Origin of the sequence: Pseudomonas sp. AF03-9 (assembly GCF_020515815.1) — a bacterium.
Classification (GTDB): Bacteria; Pseudomonadota; Gammaproteobacteria; order Pseudomonadales; family Pseudomonadaceae; genus Aquipseudomonas.
In genome coordinates, this window is sequence record NZ_JAHPJF010000012.1 from 205,572 (window position 1) to 221,395 (window position 15,824).

General features: G+C 60.7%; 11 protein-coding genes and 2 tRNA genes. 8 read left to right on the top strand and 5 right to left on the bottom strand.

Annotated elements, in window-relative coordinates:
• Positions 1 to 143 precede the first annotated feature (143 nt).
• Both LIY36_RS16245 and LIY36_RS16250 read left to right on the top strand, forming a co-directional pair.
• Positions 144 to 1,859: a proline--tRNA ligase gene (locus tag LIY36_RS16245; protein ID WP_226456291.1), complete on the top strand. Its 1,716-nt coding sequence runs from the start codon at positions 144 to 146 to the stop codon at positions 1,857 to 1,859.
• A 20-nt stretch (positions 1,860 to 1,879) separates the two neighbouring features.
• Entirely contained in the window at positions 1,880 to 2,833 is a 954-nt protein-coding gene (locus LIY36_RS16250; protein WP_192299510.1) for a hypothetical protein, read from the top strand.
• A 130-nt stretch (positions 2,834 to 2,963) separates the two neighbouring features.
• On the opposite strand, the gene dinB is transcribed toward LIY36_RS16250, so the two are convergent.
• Complete coding sequence (gene dinB, locus LIY36_RS16255) at positions 2,964 to 4,022, bottom strand: DNA polymerase IV (protein ID WP_192299511.1); 1,059 nt, start codon at positions 4,020 to 4,022, stop codon at positions 2,964 to 2,966.
• 279 nt (positions 4,023 to 4,301) lie between these two features.
• On the opposite strand from dinB, the gene LIY36_RS16260 reads away from it, so the two are divergent.
• The 4 genes from LIY36_RS16260 (at position 4,302) to LIY36_RS16275 (ending at position 8,852) form a co-directional block, all read left to right on the top strand.
• A tRNA-Met gene (locus tag LIY36_RS16260) sits at positions 4,302 to 4,378 on the top strand.
• Positions 4,379 to 4,585: 207 nt separating this feature from the next.
• A tRNA-Met gene (locus LIY36_RS16265) sits at positions 4,586 to 4,662 on the top strand.
• 267 nt (positions 4,663 to 4,929) lie between these two features.
• On the top strand, positions 4,930 to 7,572 hold the full coding sequence (gene mprF, locus LIY36_RS16270; protein ID WP_226456292.1) for a bifunctional lysylphosphatidylglycerol flippase/synthetase MprF: 2,643 nt from the start codon (positions 4,930 to 4,932) through the stop codon (positions 7,570 to 7,572).
• Entirely contained in the window at positions 7,572 to 8,852 is a 1,281-nt protein-coding gene (locus tag LIY36_RS16275) for a virulence factor family protein (protein WP_226456293.1), read from the top strand. The genes mprF and LIY36_RS16275 overlap by 1 nt, the downstream gene beginning before the upstream one ends.
• 137 nt (positions 8,853 to 8,989) lie before the next feature.
• Here the strand turns inward: LIY36_RS16275 and recJ are convergent, their stop codons facing one another.
• A complete protein-coding gene (gene recJ, locus LIY36_RS16280; protein WP_226456294.1) occupies positions 8,990 to 10,699 on the bottom strand; it encodes a single-stranded-DNA-specific exonuclease RecJ in 1,710 nt (569 codons plus the stop codon).
• 92 nt (positions 10,700 to 10,791) lie between these two features.
• On the bottom strand, positions 10,792 to 11,334 hold the full coding sequence (locus tag LIY36_RS16285) for a YaeQ family protein (RefSeq protein WP_192299515.1): 543 nt from the start codon (positions 11,332 to 11,334) through the stop codon (positions 10,792 to 10,794).
• A gap of 148 nt (positions 11,335 to 11,482) precedes the next feature.
• On the opposite strand from LIY36_RS16285, the gene LIY36_RS16290 reads away from it, so the two are divergent.
• The gene (locus tag LIY36_RS16290) at positions 11,483 to 12,682 is read left to right on the top strand and encodes a CaiB/BaiF CoA transferase family protein (protein ID WP_226456295.1); all 1,200 of its coding nucleotides are present in this window, start codon (positions 11,483 to 11,485) and stop codon (positions 12,680 to 12,682) included.
• Positions 12,682 to 13,566 (top strand): TIGR02285 family protein, encoded by an 885-nt coding sequence (locus LIY36_RS16295; protein WP_226456296.1) that lies wholly within the window; start codon positions 12,682 to 12,684, stop codon positions 13,564 to 13,566. The genes LIY36_RS16290 and LIY36_RS16295 overlap by 1 nt, the downstream gene beginning before the upstream one ends.
• 170 nt (positions 13,567 to 13,736) lie before the next feature.
• Here LIY36_RS16295 and LIY36_RS16300 read toward each other — a convergent pair whose 3' ends face one another.
• Both LIY36_RS16300 and thrC read right to left on the bottom strand, forming a co-directional pair.
• The gene (locus LIY36_RS16300) at positions 13,737 to 14,021 is read right to left on the bottom strand and encodes a DUF3509 domain-containing protein (protein WP_192299518.1); all 285 of its coding nucleotides are present in this window, start codon (positions 14,019 to 14,021) and stop codon (positions 13,737 to 13,739) included.
• 356 nt (positions 14,022 to 14,377) lie between these two features.
• Complete coding sequence (thrC, locus tag LIY36_RS16305; RefSeq protein WP_192299519.1) at positions 14,378 to 15,787, bottom strand: threonine synthase; 1,410 nt, start codon at positions 15,785 to 15,787, stop codon at positions 14,378 to 14,380.
• Between the last annotated feature and the right edge of the window lie 37 nt (positions 15,788 to 15,824).

Below are 15,824 nucleotides of genomic sequence, written 5' to 3' on the forward strand. Positions count from 1 at the left end.
CGCCTGACACTGCGCATTCGCGGGCAAGCCCGCTCCCACACAAGCCCCACATCCCCCTCTGCGTTCGGATGCCTGTACTCCGACAGCTTGCGCCCGTACAATCCCAAGTCATTTCAAGTCCAAGCAACCGACAACGGCCTACCATGCGTACCAGTCAATATTTGCTCGCCACACAGAAAGAAACGCCTTCCGACGCGGTCGTGATCAGCCATCAACTGATGCTGCGTGCCGGTATGATCCGCAAACTGGCCTCCGGCCTGTACACCTGGCTGCCCATGGGCTTGAAGGTGATGCGCAAGGTCGAAGCCATCGTTCGCGAAGAAATGAACGCCGCCGGCTCTCTGGAAGTGTTGATGCCGAGCACCCAACCGGCTGAGTTGTGGCAGGAATCCGGGCGCTGGGAAGAGTACGGCCCTGAGTTGCTGCGCTTCAAGGATCGTCACGGCCGCGATTTCTGCGCCGGCCCGACCCACGAAGAAGTGATCACCGACCTGATGCGCAATGAGCTGAGCAGCTACAAGCAGCTGCCGCTGAACCTGTATCAGATCCAGACCAAGTTCCGTGATGAGATCCGCCCACGCTTCGGTTTGATGCGCGGCCGCGAATTCATCATGAAGGACGCCTATTCGTTCCACGCTGACCAGGCGTCCTTGCAGGTCACCTACGACCGCATGCACCAGGCCTACTGCAACGTGTTCACGCGCCTGGGCCTGAAATTCCGCCCGGTTGAAGCGGACAACGGTTCCATCGGCGGCGCTGGTTCCCACGAGTTCCACGTGCTGGCCGAATCCGGCGAAGACGACATCGTGTTCAGCAACGGTTCCGACTACGCGGCGAACATCGAGAAAGCCGAAGCCGTGCCACGGGAAACGTCCCGCCCGGCACCGGCCGAAGAACTGCGCCTGGTGGACACCCCGGATACCAAGACCATCGCGGCCCTGGTGGAGAAATTCAATCTGCCGATTGAAAAGACCATCAAGACCCTGATCGTGCGCGCCGAAGAAGAAGGCAAGCTGATCGCCCTGGTGATCCGTGGCGACCACGAACTCAACGAAATCAAGGCTGCCCAGCAACCTGGCGTGGCCAGCCCGCTGGTCATGGCCACCGATGCCGAACTGCGCGACGCCATCGGCGCCGGTGCCGGCTCCCTGGGCCCGCTGAACCTGCCGCTGCCGATCATCATCGACCGTTCGGTCGAGCTGATGAGCGACTTCGGTATCGGCGCGAACATCGACGACAAGCACTACTTCGGCGTGAACTGGGAACGTGACCTGCCGGTTCCGACCGTGGCCGACCTGCGTAATGTCGTCGCCGGCGACCCGAGCCCGGATGGCAAGGGCACCCTGGAAATCAAGCGCGGCATCGAAGTCGGGCACATCTTCCAGCTGGGCAACAAATACAGCCAGGCGATGAACTGCAAAGTGCTGGGCGAGAACGGCAAGCCGGTGATCATGGAAATGGGCTGCTATGGCATCGGCGTTTCCCGTGTGGTTGCCGCTGCCATCGAGCAGAACAACGACGAAAACGGCATCATCTGGAGCGACACCCTGGCGCCGTTCCAGATCGCCCTGGTCCCCCTGCGTTATGAGACCGAGCTGGTACGTGAAGCCACCGACAAACTGTATGCCGAACTGACGGCCGCCGGTTTTGAAGTATTGCTGGATGACCGGGACAAGAAAACCAGCCCGGGCATCAAGTTCGCCGACATGGAACTGATTGGCATCCCGCACCGGATCGTGGTCAGTGACCGTGGCCTGGCCGATGGCAATCTGGAATACAAGAGCCGGACCGAAGCCGAAGCCCAACCGTTGCCGGTGGCTGACGTGCTGTCTTTCCTTCAGGCGCGTATTCGTCGCTGAAAACCAGATCAAGAGAAGTCATGTTCAAGCGAAACACCAGAGCCCTGGGGGGCGCCGCCTTGTGCGGCGCCCTGCTGGTCAGCGGCTGCGCCAACCAGATGTCGCAACGCAGTGAGCACGAGGAGCGGGTCGAGCGTAAGTTGCTCGACCACAGCCTGCAGATTGATGTAGGCGAACCCAAAGTGCTGGAGCTGCCGCAACGCCGGGTCCGGATTCACGAGCAGAAGACCTTTGAGGTCACCGAGTTCGAAGTCACCCGTCGTTATGACCGCTACACCCCCTACCAGCCCTGGCGCAAACTCTATGAGATGCCTTTGGGTGCCGTCGCCCTGGTGGCCGGCGCGGGCGCCAACGTGGTGAATATCTTCGCCCTTGGCAACCTGCCGGCCAGCGTGACCCGCGACTGGCTTACCTACGGCGTGGACGGCCTCAACCCGTTCATGAACGTGCAATCCCACGGCCGTGCGCAACAGAACCTGGCGGGTATCGATGAAGTCCAGCGCGACAAGCGCGTGGAGTATTCGAGCCTGCCCTGGAGCGAACGTCCGGTACAGGTTACCGCCGGCAAGCAAACCCATGAGTTGACCACCGACCGTAACGGCGTCCTGCGCCTGAACCTGCTGGACAGCCCATTTGCCGAGCAAGACCTGAACCGCGTCACCACCCTGAAAATCAGCGTGGAAGATGGCCAGGACGACGTGCATTCGGACTCGACCCTGGCGATCAGCAGCAACCTGCGCGGCAAGTTGCTCGAAGCCCACGGCCTGATCTATGACGACCTGGAAGATGACGAGGTGAACCAGTGGGTGCACCGAGTCAAACGCCTGTCGGAGTTGGGCCTGGAGGAAGAAGCCAGCGAGCTGGAACAAAGCCTGATCGAACTGACCCGCAATGACCCCGAGTTGCAGCAGGAGTTTTTGCAGGCATTGACCAAGGACGCGGGGCGGTTGGTGGCGGACCCTGGGGCTCGCTAAAACGTTAAGACAGTTAAATATCCAAAATGTGGGAGCGGGCTTGTCCGCGATTGCGGTGAGCCAGCTTGCAAATAACTGGCTGATCCACCGCTATCGCAGGCAAGCCAGCTCCCACCGTTCTATCCGGTTTTTACCAGGAAAATTCGAGTTGTTCATTGCCGCTGCTCAGATCCAGCAAGCGCACCCCAATCCCCAGCAACCGCACCGGCTTCCCACCCCGATTAAACGCCTGCGTCAGCAGCTGTTGATAACTCTCCAGATCCCGCCCTGCCCCCGCCTGCTCCAAAGTGGTCTGGGTAAAGTCATGAAACTTCACCTTGACGAACGGCTTGCCCGCACGATAACTGCTGTCGATACGCGCCATGCGCCCAGCCAGGGTTTCCATCAGTTCAGGCAGTTTTGCCAGGCAGCTTGAGAGATCCGGCAGGTCCACATCGTAGGTGTTTTCCACACTGATCGATTGCCGGCGACTGTCGTTCTGCACTGCCCGGTCATCAATCCCACGGGCCAGGCTCCAGAGCCGCTCGCCAAAACTGCCAAATTCGCGCACCAGTGCCAGCTTGTTCCATTCCCGCAGTTGCAGACAATCCTCGATACCCAGGCGCGCCAGCTTGTCGGCGGTGACCTTGCCCACGCCGTGCAACTTGCTCACCCGTAGCTGCGAGACAAAGTCTTCGACCTGGTCGGGGGTAATCACAAACAGGCCGTTGGGCTTCTTCCAGTCACTGGCGATCTTGGCCAGGAATTTGTTCGGCGCTACGCCTGCGGATACGGTGATGTGCAGCTGGTTGGAAACCCGGCGGCGAATGTCCTGGGCGATACGCGTGGCACTGCCGCCAAAGTGTGGGCTATCAGAGACATCCAGGTAGGCCTCATCCAGCGACAGCGGTTCGATCAGGTCGGTGTAGTCGCGAAAGATCGTCTGGATTTCCTTCGACGCTTCCTTATAGGCGTCCATGCGCGGCTTGACGATGGTCAGGTCCGGGCAGAGCTTCAGGGCGTGGCGTGAAGACATGGCCGAACGCACGCCATAGGCCCGGGCTTCGTAGTTGCAGGTGGCGATCACCCCTCGCCTGTCTGCCGAGCCACCGACCGCCAGCGGCTTTTGCGCCAGGCTCGGGTCATCGCGCATCTCGATGGCGGCGTAGAAGCAATCACAGTCGACGTGGATGATTTTGCGTTGCGTCATATAAACAGAGGGTTGATTCAACGGATCGCCAGTATCGCACTCACCCCTGTATATAGCACCAGTAGTTTGAATCTTCCGCTTAAGCGGTAGGAAATATCCCAGATGAATTTATTTTCTCAATCGAATTCGGCATCCCAATAGAGCTGAAACCCTCGGCCACACTGGCCTGGAGCGCTTCCAGAGACCTTCGTGGAGAGCTAAGCGATTGAACCACAAGCGCTTTTCTTCAACTCAGCGGTTGACACCCCAGCGATCCTCTGTAGAATGCCGACACACAGACGCGGGATGGAGCAGTCTGGTAGCTCGTCGGGCTCATAACCCGAAGGTCGTCGGTTCAAATCCGGCTCCCGCAACCAAACATCAAAAAAGGCTACTCGAAAGAGTGGCCTTTTTTGTGCGCGCCTGTTTTGGGGATGTATGAAAATTGTAAGACAAAAAAGTCTTTCCCCATCGCGCACTTACCGCGCACGGCCAACCGATGACAGTCAATTCACACTTATTTGACCCATTAGTTGATTAACGGTTGACACCCCGCCGCTTGGCTGTAGAATGCCGCCCACAGACGCGGGATGGAGCAGTCTGGTAGCTCGTCGGGCTCATAACCCGAAGGTCGTCGGTTCAAATCCGGCTCCCGCAACCAAACATCAAAAAAGGCTACTCGAAAGAGTGGCCTTTTTTTGTATCCGGTGAAAAAGTTCTTCTGAAACAATGACATGGCATCTTTCATGAAACCGTACACGGTTTGTAGAGTCCATTTCATCGCACGCTATGCTTAATCCTCTACGACCAATGGCCGCAGTCGCCGCCCCCGGCGATACGCGTTAATATTTGTAATTATTTTGTCCATAGGGATTGGTAACTTGGCTGGATACCTCCATCCTGTCGCGCACAATCCACGAGGTGATTGATGCGCGCCAACTCGTCTGAACCACAAGACACCGTCACAGCAGAACAACCGATCACTCCCACCCGTTTGCGCTGGCTGGATCTGTTGAGCAAATACCGCCAGCCCATCGGATTGGCCGTCACCCTGTTGCTGTTTGCTATCGCCCTGATCGCTTGCCGACACTTGCTGCTAGAACTGGATCTCTACGCTCTCCACGACTCGATCCTGGAAGTGCCCAAGCCTGCCCTGCTGGGTGCGTTTGCCGCAGCGGTGGCCGGGTTCGTCATTCTGCTGGGCTACGAATTCTCCGGCGCACGCTATGCCGGGGTGAAGTTACCGGCCAAGACCCTGGCCCATGGCGGTTTCACCGCCTTTGCCATTGGCAACGCGATTGGCCTGTCGATGCTCTCCGGCGGCTCGGTGCGTTACCGCCTGTATGCTCGCCACGGTATTGGCGCTTCGGAAGTCGCCCGCATGACCGTGTTCGCCAGCCTGGCGCTCGGTTGTGCCCTGCCCCCTCTCGCCGCCCTGGCCACCTTGAGCAACCTGCCCGCCGCGGCCACGGCACTGAATTTGTCGCAAGGTTTGCTCGGCGGCGTCGCCGGTGCGGTGCTGCTGCTGTCGATCGCACTGTGCGTCGGCCTCTATCGCCGCCGCCTGCCGGAGCAACCGTTTGCCGATAACCTGCTGGTCAAGATCGGCCGCCGCACCCTGCGCCTGCCCGGCGCGCGTCTGACCTTCCTGCAACTGGTCATCACCGCACTCGACGTCGCCGCTGCCGCCACCGTCCTTTATATGCTGCTGCCGGAAGCGCCACCGTTTGGTCCGTTCCTGCTGGTGTACCTGCTGGCCCTCGCCGCCGGTGTGCTCAGCCATGTGCCGGGGGGTGTCGGGGTTTTCGAAGCCATCCTGCTCGCGGCCTTTGCCGATAAGCTCGGCGCCGCGCCGCTGGCCGCCGCTCTGCTGCTTTACCGCATGATCTACGTGGTGCTGCCGCTGCTGATCGCCTGCGTATTCCTGCTGGTCAACGAAGCCCAGCGCCTGTTCCAGACCCAGCAAAGCCTGCGGGTTGCCTCAGGCCTCGCGGCACCGGTGTTGGCCGTGCTGGTTTTTTTGTCCGGCGTGGTCCTGCTGTTTTCCGGCGCCACGCCAGAAATCGACTCACGCCTGGAAAACATCGGTTTCCTGATTCCCCACCGCCTGATTGACGCCTCGCACTTTGGCGCCAGCCTGATCGGCGTGTTGTGCCTGCTGTTGGCCCAGGGCCTGCGTCGACGCCTGTCGGCCGCCTGGATGCTGACCATGGTGCTGTTGCTGGCGGGCGCCCTGCTCTCGCTGCTCAAAGGCTTCGACTGGGAAGAAGCCAGCTTGATGACCATGACCGCGATCCTGCTGGCGATCTTCCGACGCTCGTTCTATCGCGCCAGCCGCCTCACCGAACTGCCGTTCTCGCCGCTGTACCTGGTGGCCAGCGTCTGTGTGCTCGGGGCGTCGATCTGGCTGCTGCTGTTCGCTTACCAGGACGTACCGTACAGCCATCAGCTGTGGTGGCAGTTCACCCTGGACGCCAACGCCCCCCGCGGCCTGCGCTCGCTGCTGGGCGCCGCCGTGTTGCTGGTGATCGTGTCCCTGACCTGGCTGCTGCGTACTGCGCGCCCGGTGATCCACCTGCCGACACCTGACGAACTGGAGCGCGCCAGCAAGATCCTGATGGCCTCGTCCCAGCCCGACGGCGGCCTGGCGCTGACCGGCGACAAGGCGTTGCTGTTTCATCCCAATGATGAAGCTTTCCTCATGTACGCCCGTCGTGGCCGCAGCCTGGTAGCCTTGTACGATCCGATCGGCCCGACCCAACCTCGCGCCGAAATGATCTGGCAATTTCGTGACCTATGCGACATCCACCACGCCCGCCCGGTGTTCTATCAGGTGCGTGCGGAAAACCTGCCGTACTACATGGACATCGGCCTGACCGCGATCAAACTGGGCGAAGAAGCCCGCGTCGACCTGAAACGCTTTGACCTGGAAGCCAAGGGCAAAGAGATGAAGGACCTGCGCTACACCTGGAACCGTGGTACCCGGGACGGCCTGTCCCTGGAGATCCATGAACCGGGCACCGCGCCGATGGATGAGCTCAAAGTCATTTCCGACGCCTGGCTGACCGGCAAGAACGTGCGGGAAAAGGGTTTTTCCCTGGGCCGTTTCAGCGACGACTACCTCAAGCACTTTCGCATTGCGATCATTCGCTTCGAAGGGCGCCCGGTGGCCTTCGCCAACCTGCTCGAGACGTACAACCATGACCTGGCCAGCCTCGACCTGATGCGTGCCCACCCGGACGCACCCAAGCTGACCATGGAGTTCATGATGGTCGGCCTGATTCAACACTATAAGAGTCATGGCTACGCCCGTTTCAGCCTCGGCATGGTGCCGTTGTCGGGCCTGCAGCCACGTCGCGGCGCACCGCTGACCCAGCGCCTGGGTTCGATGGTGTTCCGCCGTGGCGAGCAACTGTATAACTTCCAAGGTTTGCGCCGCTTCAAAGACAAGTTCCAGCCCGACTGGGAACCCCGTTACATGGCCGTGCCCGCAGGACTTGATCCGCTGGTGGCACTGGCCGATACCGCCGCCCTGATCGCGGGCGGCTTGACTGGATTGGTGAAACGCTGATGATTCGACGTTCCTGGCGGTATGTATTGGCCCTGGTAGTGCTGCTCGCCCTGGTCGCGGGCGCTGGCTTTTGGTACTGGAGCCGCCCTGCCCCGCAGCCGACCCTGGAGCAATTGCCCCAGGCCGACGGTTCGGTGATCACCCGCGTAACCCCGAACGGCACGCCAAAAGCTCGCGTAGCGGTGGCCGTGATGGCCGAAGAAACCCTGACCGACAGCCAACTGATTGCCCTGAGCCAGGGCGGCAAAGCACAAATCGTCCAAGTGATCCTGCCAAAGGATGACTGCAAGTTGCAGGAACAAGCGCTGCAAGGCGCCCTGGCCCAGCTCAAAGGCCCGGCCACCCTGGTCAGCGGCATCGGCCCTGGCGCAGCCCTCGCCTGGCGCTGGCTGGCGACACAGAACGACGACAAGGCCAATGCCATCTCCGTCGGTTTCGCCCTGGTGCAGGAAGGCTGCAAGGACCCACTGCCGAAAACCTCGGCCCACGGCAACTGGCTGGTGGCCTGGAACGATAACCCTGACGATGAAAGCGCCAGTTTCGTACGCGACACACCGCGCGCCACCACCAGCATCAGCGACTACGACATTCATTACCCGCAAGTGCTGAACAACGAGCTGCGTAAGCAACTGGTGGGCTCGGACAACGGCGGCCTGGCGATCCCGGTGGTCGAAGTGCCCGCTGGCCAGGCCAAGGACACCGTGACCCTGTTCCTCTCCGGTGACGGCGGCTGGCGTGACCTGGACCGTGACGTGGCCGGTGAAATGGCCAAGATCGGCTACCCGGTGGTCGGCATCGACACGCTGCGCTACTACTGGCAGCACAAGACTCCGGAACAAAGCGCCAAGGACCTCACCGAGCTGATGCAGCACTACCGGCAGAAATGGGGCACCAAGCGCTTCGTGCTGACCGGTTACTCGTTCGGTGCCGACGTGCTGCCAGCGATCTACAACCGCATGCCGGAAAACGAACAGCAACGGGTAGATGCGATCATCCTGCTGGCATTCGCCCGTACCGGCAGCTTTGAAATCGAAGTGGAAGGCTGGCTGGGCAACGCCGGCAAGGAAGCCGCGACCGGCCCGGAAATGGCCAAGCTGCCGCCAGAGAAGGTGGTGTGCATCTACGGTGCGGAAGAAGTCGACGAGAGTGGCTGCACCGACAAAACCGCTGTAGGCGAAGCCTTGAAGCTACCCGGTGGGCATCACTTTGATGAGAACTACCCGGCGCTGGCCAAGCGCTTGGTGGACATCATCGTCAAGCACCAGGCCAAGGCCGAGTAATCCTGCGCCATACGCAAAACCCAATGTGGGAGCGGGCTTGCTCGCGAAAGCGGTAGATCAGTCACAGCAACTTTGACTGACACTCCGTATTCGCGAGCAAGCCCGCTCCCACATTTGTTTCGTGGTGTGATTAAGGTCTAGCGTGGCTCGATGTGCGCAATCATCAGTTGCACCGTTTCATTGCCCCGAAACTCATTCACATCCAGCTTGTAGGCCAGCTCCACCCACTTCACCGTCGGGTTCGGCCACACCTCGCGGTCCACCCCAAACGCAATGCCATCGAGCTTCACCGACCCGCATTCGCTCTTGAGCACCACCTTCAGGTGCCGCTCCCCTACCACGCGCTGTTCCACCAACTGAAACACCCCGTGAAACAACGGCTCGGGAAAGTGCTGCCCCCACGGGCCGGCGTGGCGCAAGGCGCGGGCCAGTTCCAGGTGAAACTCTTCGACCGCCAGGGTGCCATCGGACAGCAGGCGCCCGGTGAGGTCTTCTTCGCGCAGTTGCCGACGCACTTCAGCATCAAAGGCTTCGGCAAACAGTGGGAAATTTTCCTCGGGCAATGTCAGCCCCGCCGCCATGGCGTGGCCGCCGTATTTAGCGATCAGGTTGGGATGCTGGCTCGCGACCACCGCCAGCGCGTCGCGGATGTGAAAGCCTGGTACAGAGCGCCCTGAGCCCTTGAGCAAGCCATCACCGGCATCGGCGAAAGCGATGGTCGGGCGGAAGTAGCGCTCCTTCATGCGCGACGCCAGGATGCCAATCACGCCCTGGTGCCATTCTGGGTCGAACAGGCACAAACCGTACGGCATCGACTCCACCGGCAAGTCCTTGAGCTGGGCCAGGGCCTCGCGCTGCATGCCTTGTTCGATGGATTTGCGGTCCTGGTTCATGCCATCCAGTTGCGCCGCCATTTCCCGCGCGGCGGCGAAGTCGGTGGTAAGCAGGCACTCGATGCCCAGGCTCATGTCATCCAGGCGTCCGGCTGCGTTGAGGCGTGGCCCGAGGATAAAGCCCAGGTCGGTGGAGGTGATGCGCGCCGCGTCGCGCTTGGCCACTTCGAGGATCGCCTTGATCCCTGGCCGCGCACGCCCGGCGCGGATACGCTCCAGGCCCTGGTGCACCAGGATACGGTTGTTGGCGTCCAACGGCACCACGTCGGCCACGCTGCCCAGGGCCACCAGGTCGAGCAACTCGCCGATGTTCGGTTGGGGTTTGTTCTCGTACCAGCCCAGGCTGCGCAAACGCGCACGCAGGGCCATCAGCACGTAAAAGATCACCCCCACGCCGGCCAGGGCCTTGCTGGGGAACTCGCAACCTGGCTGGTTCGGGTTGACGATGGCATCCGCCGCCGGCAGCTCATCGCCCGGCAAGTGGTGGTCGGTGACCAACACTTGCAGCCCCGCCGCTTTCGCCGCCGCCACGCCTTCGACACTGGAAATGCCGTTGTCCACAGTGATCAGCAACTGCGGCTCGCGCTGCAAGGCCACGGCGACGATTTCCGGGGTCAGGCCGTAGCCGTATTCGAAGCGGTTGGGCACCAGGTAATCGACATGGGCCGCACCCAGCAAACGCAGGCCGAGGGTGCCCACGGTGCTGGCAGTGGCGCCATCGGCGTCGAAGTCGCCGACGATCAGGATGCGCTGGCGCTGTTCCAGGGCCGTCACCAGCAAATCCACCGCCGCGTCGATGCCCTTGAGCTGCTGATAGGGAATCAACCGCGCCAGGCTTTTATCCAGCTCGGCTTCGGACTGTACCCCGCGTGCGGCGTAGAGGCGCGTCAACAGCGGTGGCAGATCACCGAGAAACGGCAGGACGGCGGGCAACGGGCGGGGATCGATACGCATGGGGTGAGGAAGGCTTCTCTTCGATACAACGGTTAAACAGGAATAGTGAAAACGGCACAGGCCCTTTGTGGGAGCTGCCTGCTGCTGCAGGTTCAGCCGCGTTCGCCGACCAGCCATTGCAGCTGCACTTCGTGCTGGCCACGGTCGTCAGTCACGAACATGGTGCCTTCGCTGATCATCACGTCCCACTTGATAACGCGCGGCATGTCCTTGGCCAGGATCTCCAGGACGTCCTGCGGCACAGCTGCGATGTGCACGTTCTTCAGGTTGTTCGCCACCGGCACCACCTTGCCTTCCCACACACGCAGGCTGCCATAGGCCAACAGGCTGGTGCGCTCGGTGCGGCGCGAGCACCAGGTCAGGCGGTCGGCATCGGGCTGGCCAACTTCGATCCAATGCAAAACCCGGTCATCCAGGCTTTTTTCCCACAGGGCTGGTTCGTCTACATCTGACAGACCACGACCGAACGACAACTGTTCGTTGTACCAGAGGGCGTAGGCCAGCAGGCGCACGGTCATGCGCTCTTCGGTTTCCGAAGGATGCCGGGCGATGGTCTGTTTGACGCTCTCGTACACCGAACGATCGAGGTCGGTGAGATTGAGTTCGAATTTGTAGGTTGTGGACGGCTGGGCCATGAACGGACTTCTAGAGACAGGGAAAGGCGGCCAGTCTAACCGATGGCGAGGCCATTCAACGAATACTGCGCTGCATCATCCTTATCCCTGGGCCGCTCGCCTATGTTAAAAGGCATCACACCACCGTCTCATGTTTGCAAGGATCCTCATGTCGTTTACCGCCAAACCACTTGCCGGGCTGAAAGTCATCGAACTGGGCACCCTGATCGCTGGCCCGTTTGCGTCACGGATCTGTGCCGAGTTCGGTGCCGAGGTGATCAAGGTCGAATCCCCGGACGGCGGCGACCCGTTGCGCAAATGGCGCAAGTTGTATGAAGGCACTTCGCTGTGGTGGTTCGTGCAGGCGCGCAACAAGCAGTCGTTGACGCTGAACCTCAAGCACCCACAGGGTTTGGCGATCCTTAAACAGTTGCTGGCCGACGCCGACATCCTTATCGAAAACTTCCGTCCCGGCGTGCTGGAGAAGCTCGGCCTGAGCTGGGAAACCTTACATGCACTGAACCCCAAGCTGGTGATGGTGCGCCTGTCGGGGTTTGGCCAGACCGGGCCCATGAAAGACCAGCCGGGTTTTGGCGCGGTGGGCGAATCCATGGGCGGCCTGCGCTACATCACCGGCTTCGAGGACCGCCCGCCGGTGCGTACGGGGATTTCCATCGGCGACTCGATTGCCGCGCTGTGGGCGGTGATCGGCGCGTTGATGGCGCTGCGTCATCGCGAGGTGAATGGCGGGCTGGGCCAGGTGGTGGACGTGGCGCTGTATGAGGCCATCTTCGCCATGATGGAAAGCATGATCCCCGAGTTCGATGTCTTCGGATTTATCCGCGAGCGCACCGGCAACATCATGCCGGGCATTACACCGTCGTCGATCCATACCAGCGCCGATGGCAAGCACGTACAGATCGGCGCCAACGGTGATGCGATCTTCAAGCGGTTCATGCTGGCCATTGGTCGCGAAGACCTGGCCAATGATCCGCAACTGGCCAGCAATGACGGGCGCGACAGCCGCCGCGATGAGCTGTATGGCGTGATTGATCGCTGGGTCAATTCGCTTGCGCTGGATCAGGTGGTCGAAGCATTGAACAACGCCGAGGTGCCCGCCAGTCGCATCTACAGCGCCGAAGACATGCTGGGCGACCCGCAATATCTCGCCAGGGAAATGTTCCTCCAGGCCAAACTGCCCGGCGGCAAGGACTTCAAGATGCCAGGCATCGTGCCAAAACTGTCGGACACCCCAGGCAGTTGCGAATGGGTCGGGCCGCAACTGGGTGAACACAACAGCGTGGTACTCGCTGAACTGGGCTACGACGCTGCCGCCATTGTGCGTTTGCGTGAGGAAGGCGCGATCTGATGGCTCACCGGTGCAGATGCTGGTTCATCCAGTGGTGCCTCGCCTGCGCAATACTGGGTGGGCTGCCTGCAACGGCGCATGCCGAAGACACCTTGATCTGGCTGCTGCGCGACTTGCCGCCACTGACCATTTTCGAGGGGCCGGGCAAAGGCCAGGGCGCGCTGGACCAATTGTTGCCGATACTCATCGAACACTTGCCGGAGTACCGGCATCAGGTGCAGCACGTCAATCGCGCGCGTGGCATGCAGATGCTGCGCGAACCTACGTTCACCTGCGACCCGTCATTGCTGTGGACGCCAGAACGCGCCAAGTACATCGTGTTTTCCAGCCAGGCATTTGTGGTTGCCAGCAATGGCATCGCGATCCGGCACAGCCAGTTGGACGCGATGAAACCCTACATCATCGAGGGCCAGTTTGACCTGCAGGCCTTCCTCGATGCCCACAAGACACGGGTGGGCGCGATCGCGGAGCGCAGCTACGGGCCGGTCATCGATGAGCGGCTCAAGCACGCCGATCCCCACACGCTCGCCCTTCACTACGGCAACGATGCCTTGGGCAGCCTGTTGCAAATGCAGCGCCTGGGACGCCTGGAGGCGGTACTGGGTTACTGGCCGGAGATCCGCTACCACGCCCAGCAACAGGGCATTGCCACCGACGACCTGAGCTTCTATCCCATCAAGGGCACGGCACCTTACCAACACACGCACATTGCTTGCTCGGATACACCCCTGGGTCGCCAGGCCATAGCGCGAATCAATCAAGTGCTGCGTGAGATTCCATTGGAGCAGGTGCAGCAATCGTATGCGTCGTGGCTGGACCCGGTCTTGCGCGAACGTTACCTGCGGGACAACCCGAGCTTTTTCCAGGACTTCCCGGAGCAGTGACAAATCCCGGGCAAAAAGAAACCCCGAAGAGTGGGGAGACACTTCGGGGTTAAACGTGGCCTACAAAGACCAGTACAGCAAGGCACAAACACCGGAGCACAATGTTTGCTCTTGCTGTTACGAAATCTGACCGGCCATGCCGTAGGAAGTTTCCATGATTAAACAATTCTTCATGCAACGGCGGCGCTGCGGGTCTGGGCTGCGTTGCGCAAGGCTGCAATGACCGAGGGCTCCAGGCGCCCTTCGGCAATCTTGATGTCGCGCAGCAGGCAATCCACCACATCCACCAGCACACGCTTGTCCATCAATTGGGCGCGGTCGACTTCACGCTCGACCACGATGGCGCCAGCAGGGTTCTTCACGGTTACCAGGCACTCGGCCTGCACACCAGAGGTGGTCAGCGTAACCTGATAAGGGCTCAGTGCTTCTTCGAGCAATAGGCTGATACTTTCCATCTCGATCACCACTCAATAGTTCGGGAACAATCGTTTCAACGGGAGCTGCATCTATCCTAAGTGACTGTTTGTGACGTAGGAAAGTTCGCTTTATCGTCTTTATGGGGGCGTCAGGGGTGACGGATTCCAGCATGCGCTTGAAACATGACAGGCAAAAAACGGCGCACATAAATGCTTACGCAACAGGCTTTTATGCCGCTGTCGGCACCGTAATAGAGGTCGCGCAGAAGCTATTCTCATAGCGCTCGGCCGGGCTTGCCAAAAACAAAAAACGTCGCTAATCCATGGGTATGGCTTGCCCCAATAAAAAAGCCCGTCACGAAGACGGGCTTGAGCAACCTCGCAAAGCCATTGAATCAGAGCGGCTTGCCACGATTTCCGTGCTGGCTCACAAACGTCTGCACAGCCTTCAGGTCATTGGCCAAGACTGTGCAACGTTCTTCACGTTCGAACAGGTCAGCCAAGTGCACCGGCAATTCCAGGGCCTTGCCGACACCGGCCTTCTCCACCGCTTCCGGGAATTTGACCGGATGCGCGGTGCCCAGGATCACCATCGGGATGTCCAGGCTGCGACGGCATTCGCGGGCGGCCTTCACACCAATGGCGGTGTGCGGGTCCAGCAGCTCGCCGGTCTGGGCATAGACTTCTGCGATGGTTTCGCAGGTCTGCGCGTCGTCCACGGCCAGGGAGTCGAACAGCTTGCGGGTTTCGGTCCAGCGCTCTTCATCCACACTGAAACCGCCGCCGCGCTTGAAGGTGTCCATCAAGCCGGCAATGGCCGCACCGTTGCGACCGTGCATGTCGAACAGCAGGCGTTCGAAGTTCGACGAGACCATGATGTCCATGGACGGCGACAGCGTGGCGTGCAGGGTTTCCTTGACGTACTGATTGCCGCTCATGAAGCGATGCAGGATGTCGTTTCGGTTGGTGGCGACGATCAACTGGTTGATCGGCAGGCCCATGTTGCGCGCCAGGTAGCCGGCGAAGATGTCGCCGAAGTTGCCGGTCGGCACCGAGAACGACACGGAACGGGCCGGGCCACCCAGCTGCAGCGAGGCGTGGAAGTAATAGACGATCTGGGCCATGATCCGCGCCCAGTTGATCGAGTTCACCGCCACCAGGCGTGTGCCCTTCAGGAAGCTCTGGTCGGCGAAGCTGTTCTTGACCATTTCCTGGCAGTCATCGAAGTTGCCTTCGATGGCGATGTTATGGATGTTCTCGCCGAAGATGGTGGTCATCTGCCGACGCTGCACTTCCGACACACGCTTGTGCGGGTGCAGGATAAAGATGTCGACGTTTTCGCAGTGCTTGCAGCCTTCGATGGCCGCCGAACCGGTATCACCGGAGGTGGCGCCGATGATCACCACACGCTCGCCGCGTTTTTGCAGCACGTAGTCCAGCAGGCGACCCAGCAGTTGCAGTGCGAAGTCCTTGAACGCCAGGGTGGGGCCGTGGAACAGCTCCAGGACCCATTCGTTGCCGTTCAGTTGACGCAGAGGGGCGATAGCGTTGTGGGAAAACACGCCGTACGTCTCTTCCAGAATCTTCTTGAAATCCGCGTCCGGAATGCTGCCGGTGACGAACGGGCGCATCACCCGGAACGCCAGCTCGTGGTACGGCAGGCCGGCCCACGAGGCGATTTCTTCCTGGGTGAAGCGTGGCAGGTTTTCCGGCACGTACAGGCCGCCGTCGGTGGCAAGGCCTGCCAGCAGGACATCTTCGAAATTCAGGGCCGGTGCCTGGCCGCGGGTGCTGATGTAACGCATGACTGGCTCCTCTAAAACATTCTCGAACAGAGGCCGC

Coding starts and splice junctions, on each gene's coding strand:
- LIY36_RS16245 (WP_226456291.1), top strand. CDS start 144: ATGCGTACCAGTCAATATTTGCTCGCCACACAGAAAGAAACGCCTTCC.
- LIY36_RS16250 (WP_192299510.1), top strand. CDS start 1,880: ATGTTCAAGCGAAACACCAGAGCCCTGGGGGGCGCCGCCTTGTGCGGC.
- dinB (WP_192299511.1), bottom strand. CDS start 4,022: ATGACGCAACGCAAAATCATCCACGTCGACTGTGATTGCTTCTACGCC.
- mprF (WP_226456292.1), top strand. CDS start 4,930: ATGCGCGCCAACTCGTCTGAACCACAAGACACCGTCACAGCAGAACAA.
- LIY36_RS16275 (WP_226456293.1), top strand. CDS start 7,572: ATGATTCGACGTTCCTGGCGGTATGTATTGGCCCTGGTAGTGCTGCTC.
- recJ (WP_226456294.1), bottom strand. CDS start 10,699: ATGCGTATCGATCCCCGCCCGTTGCCCGCCGTCCTGCCGTTTCTCGGT.
- LIY36_RS16285 (WP_192299515.1), bottom strand. CDS start 11,334: ATGGCCCAGCCGTCCACAACCTACAAATTCGAACTCAATCTCACCGAC.
- LIY36_RS16290 (WP_226456295.1), top strand. CDS start 11,483: ATGTCGTTTACCGCCAAACCACTTGCCGGGCTGAAAGTCATCGAACTG.
- LIY36_RS16295 (WP_226456296.1), top strand. CDS start 12,682: ATGGCTCACCGGTGCAGATGCTGGTTCATCCAGTGGTGCCTCGCCTGC.
- LIY36_RS16300 (WP_192299518.1), bottom strand. CDS start 14,021: ATGGAAAGTATCAGCCTATTGCTCGAAGAAGCACTGAGCCCTTATCAG.
- thrC (WP_192299519.1), bottom strand. CDS start 15,787: ATGCGTTACATCAGCACCCGCGGCCAGGCACCGGCCCTGAATTTCGAA.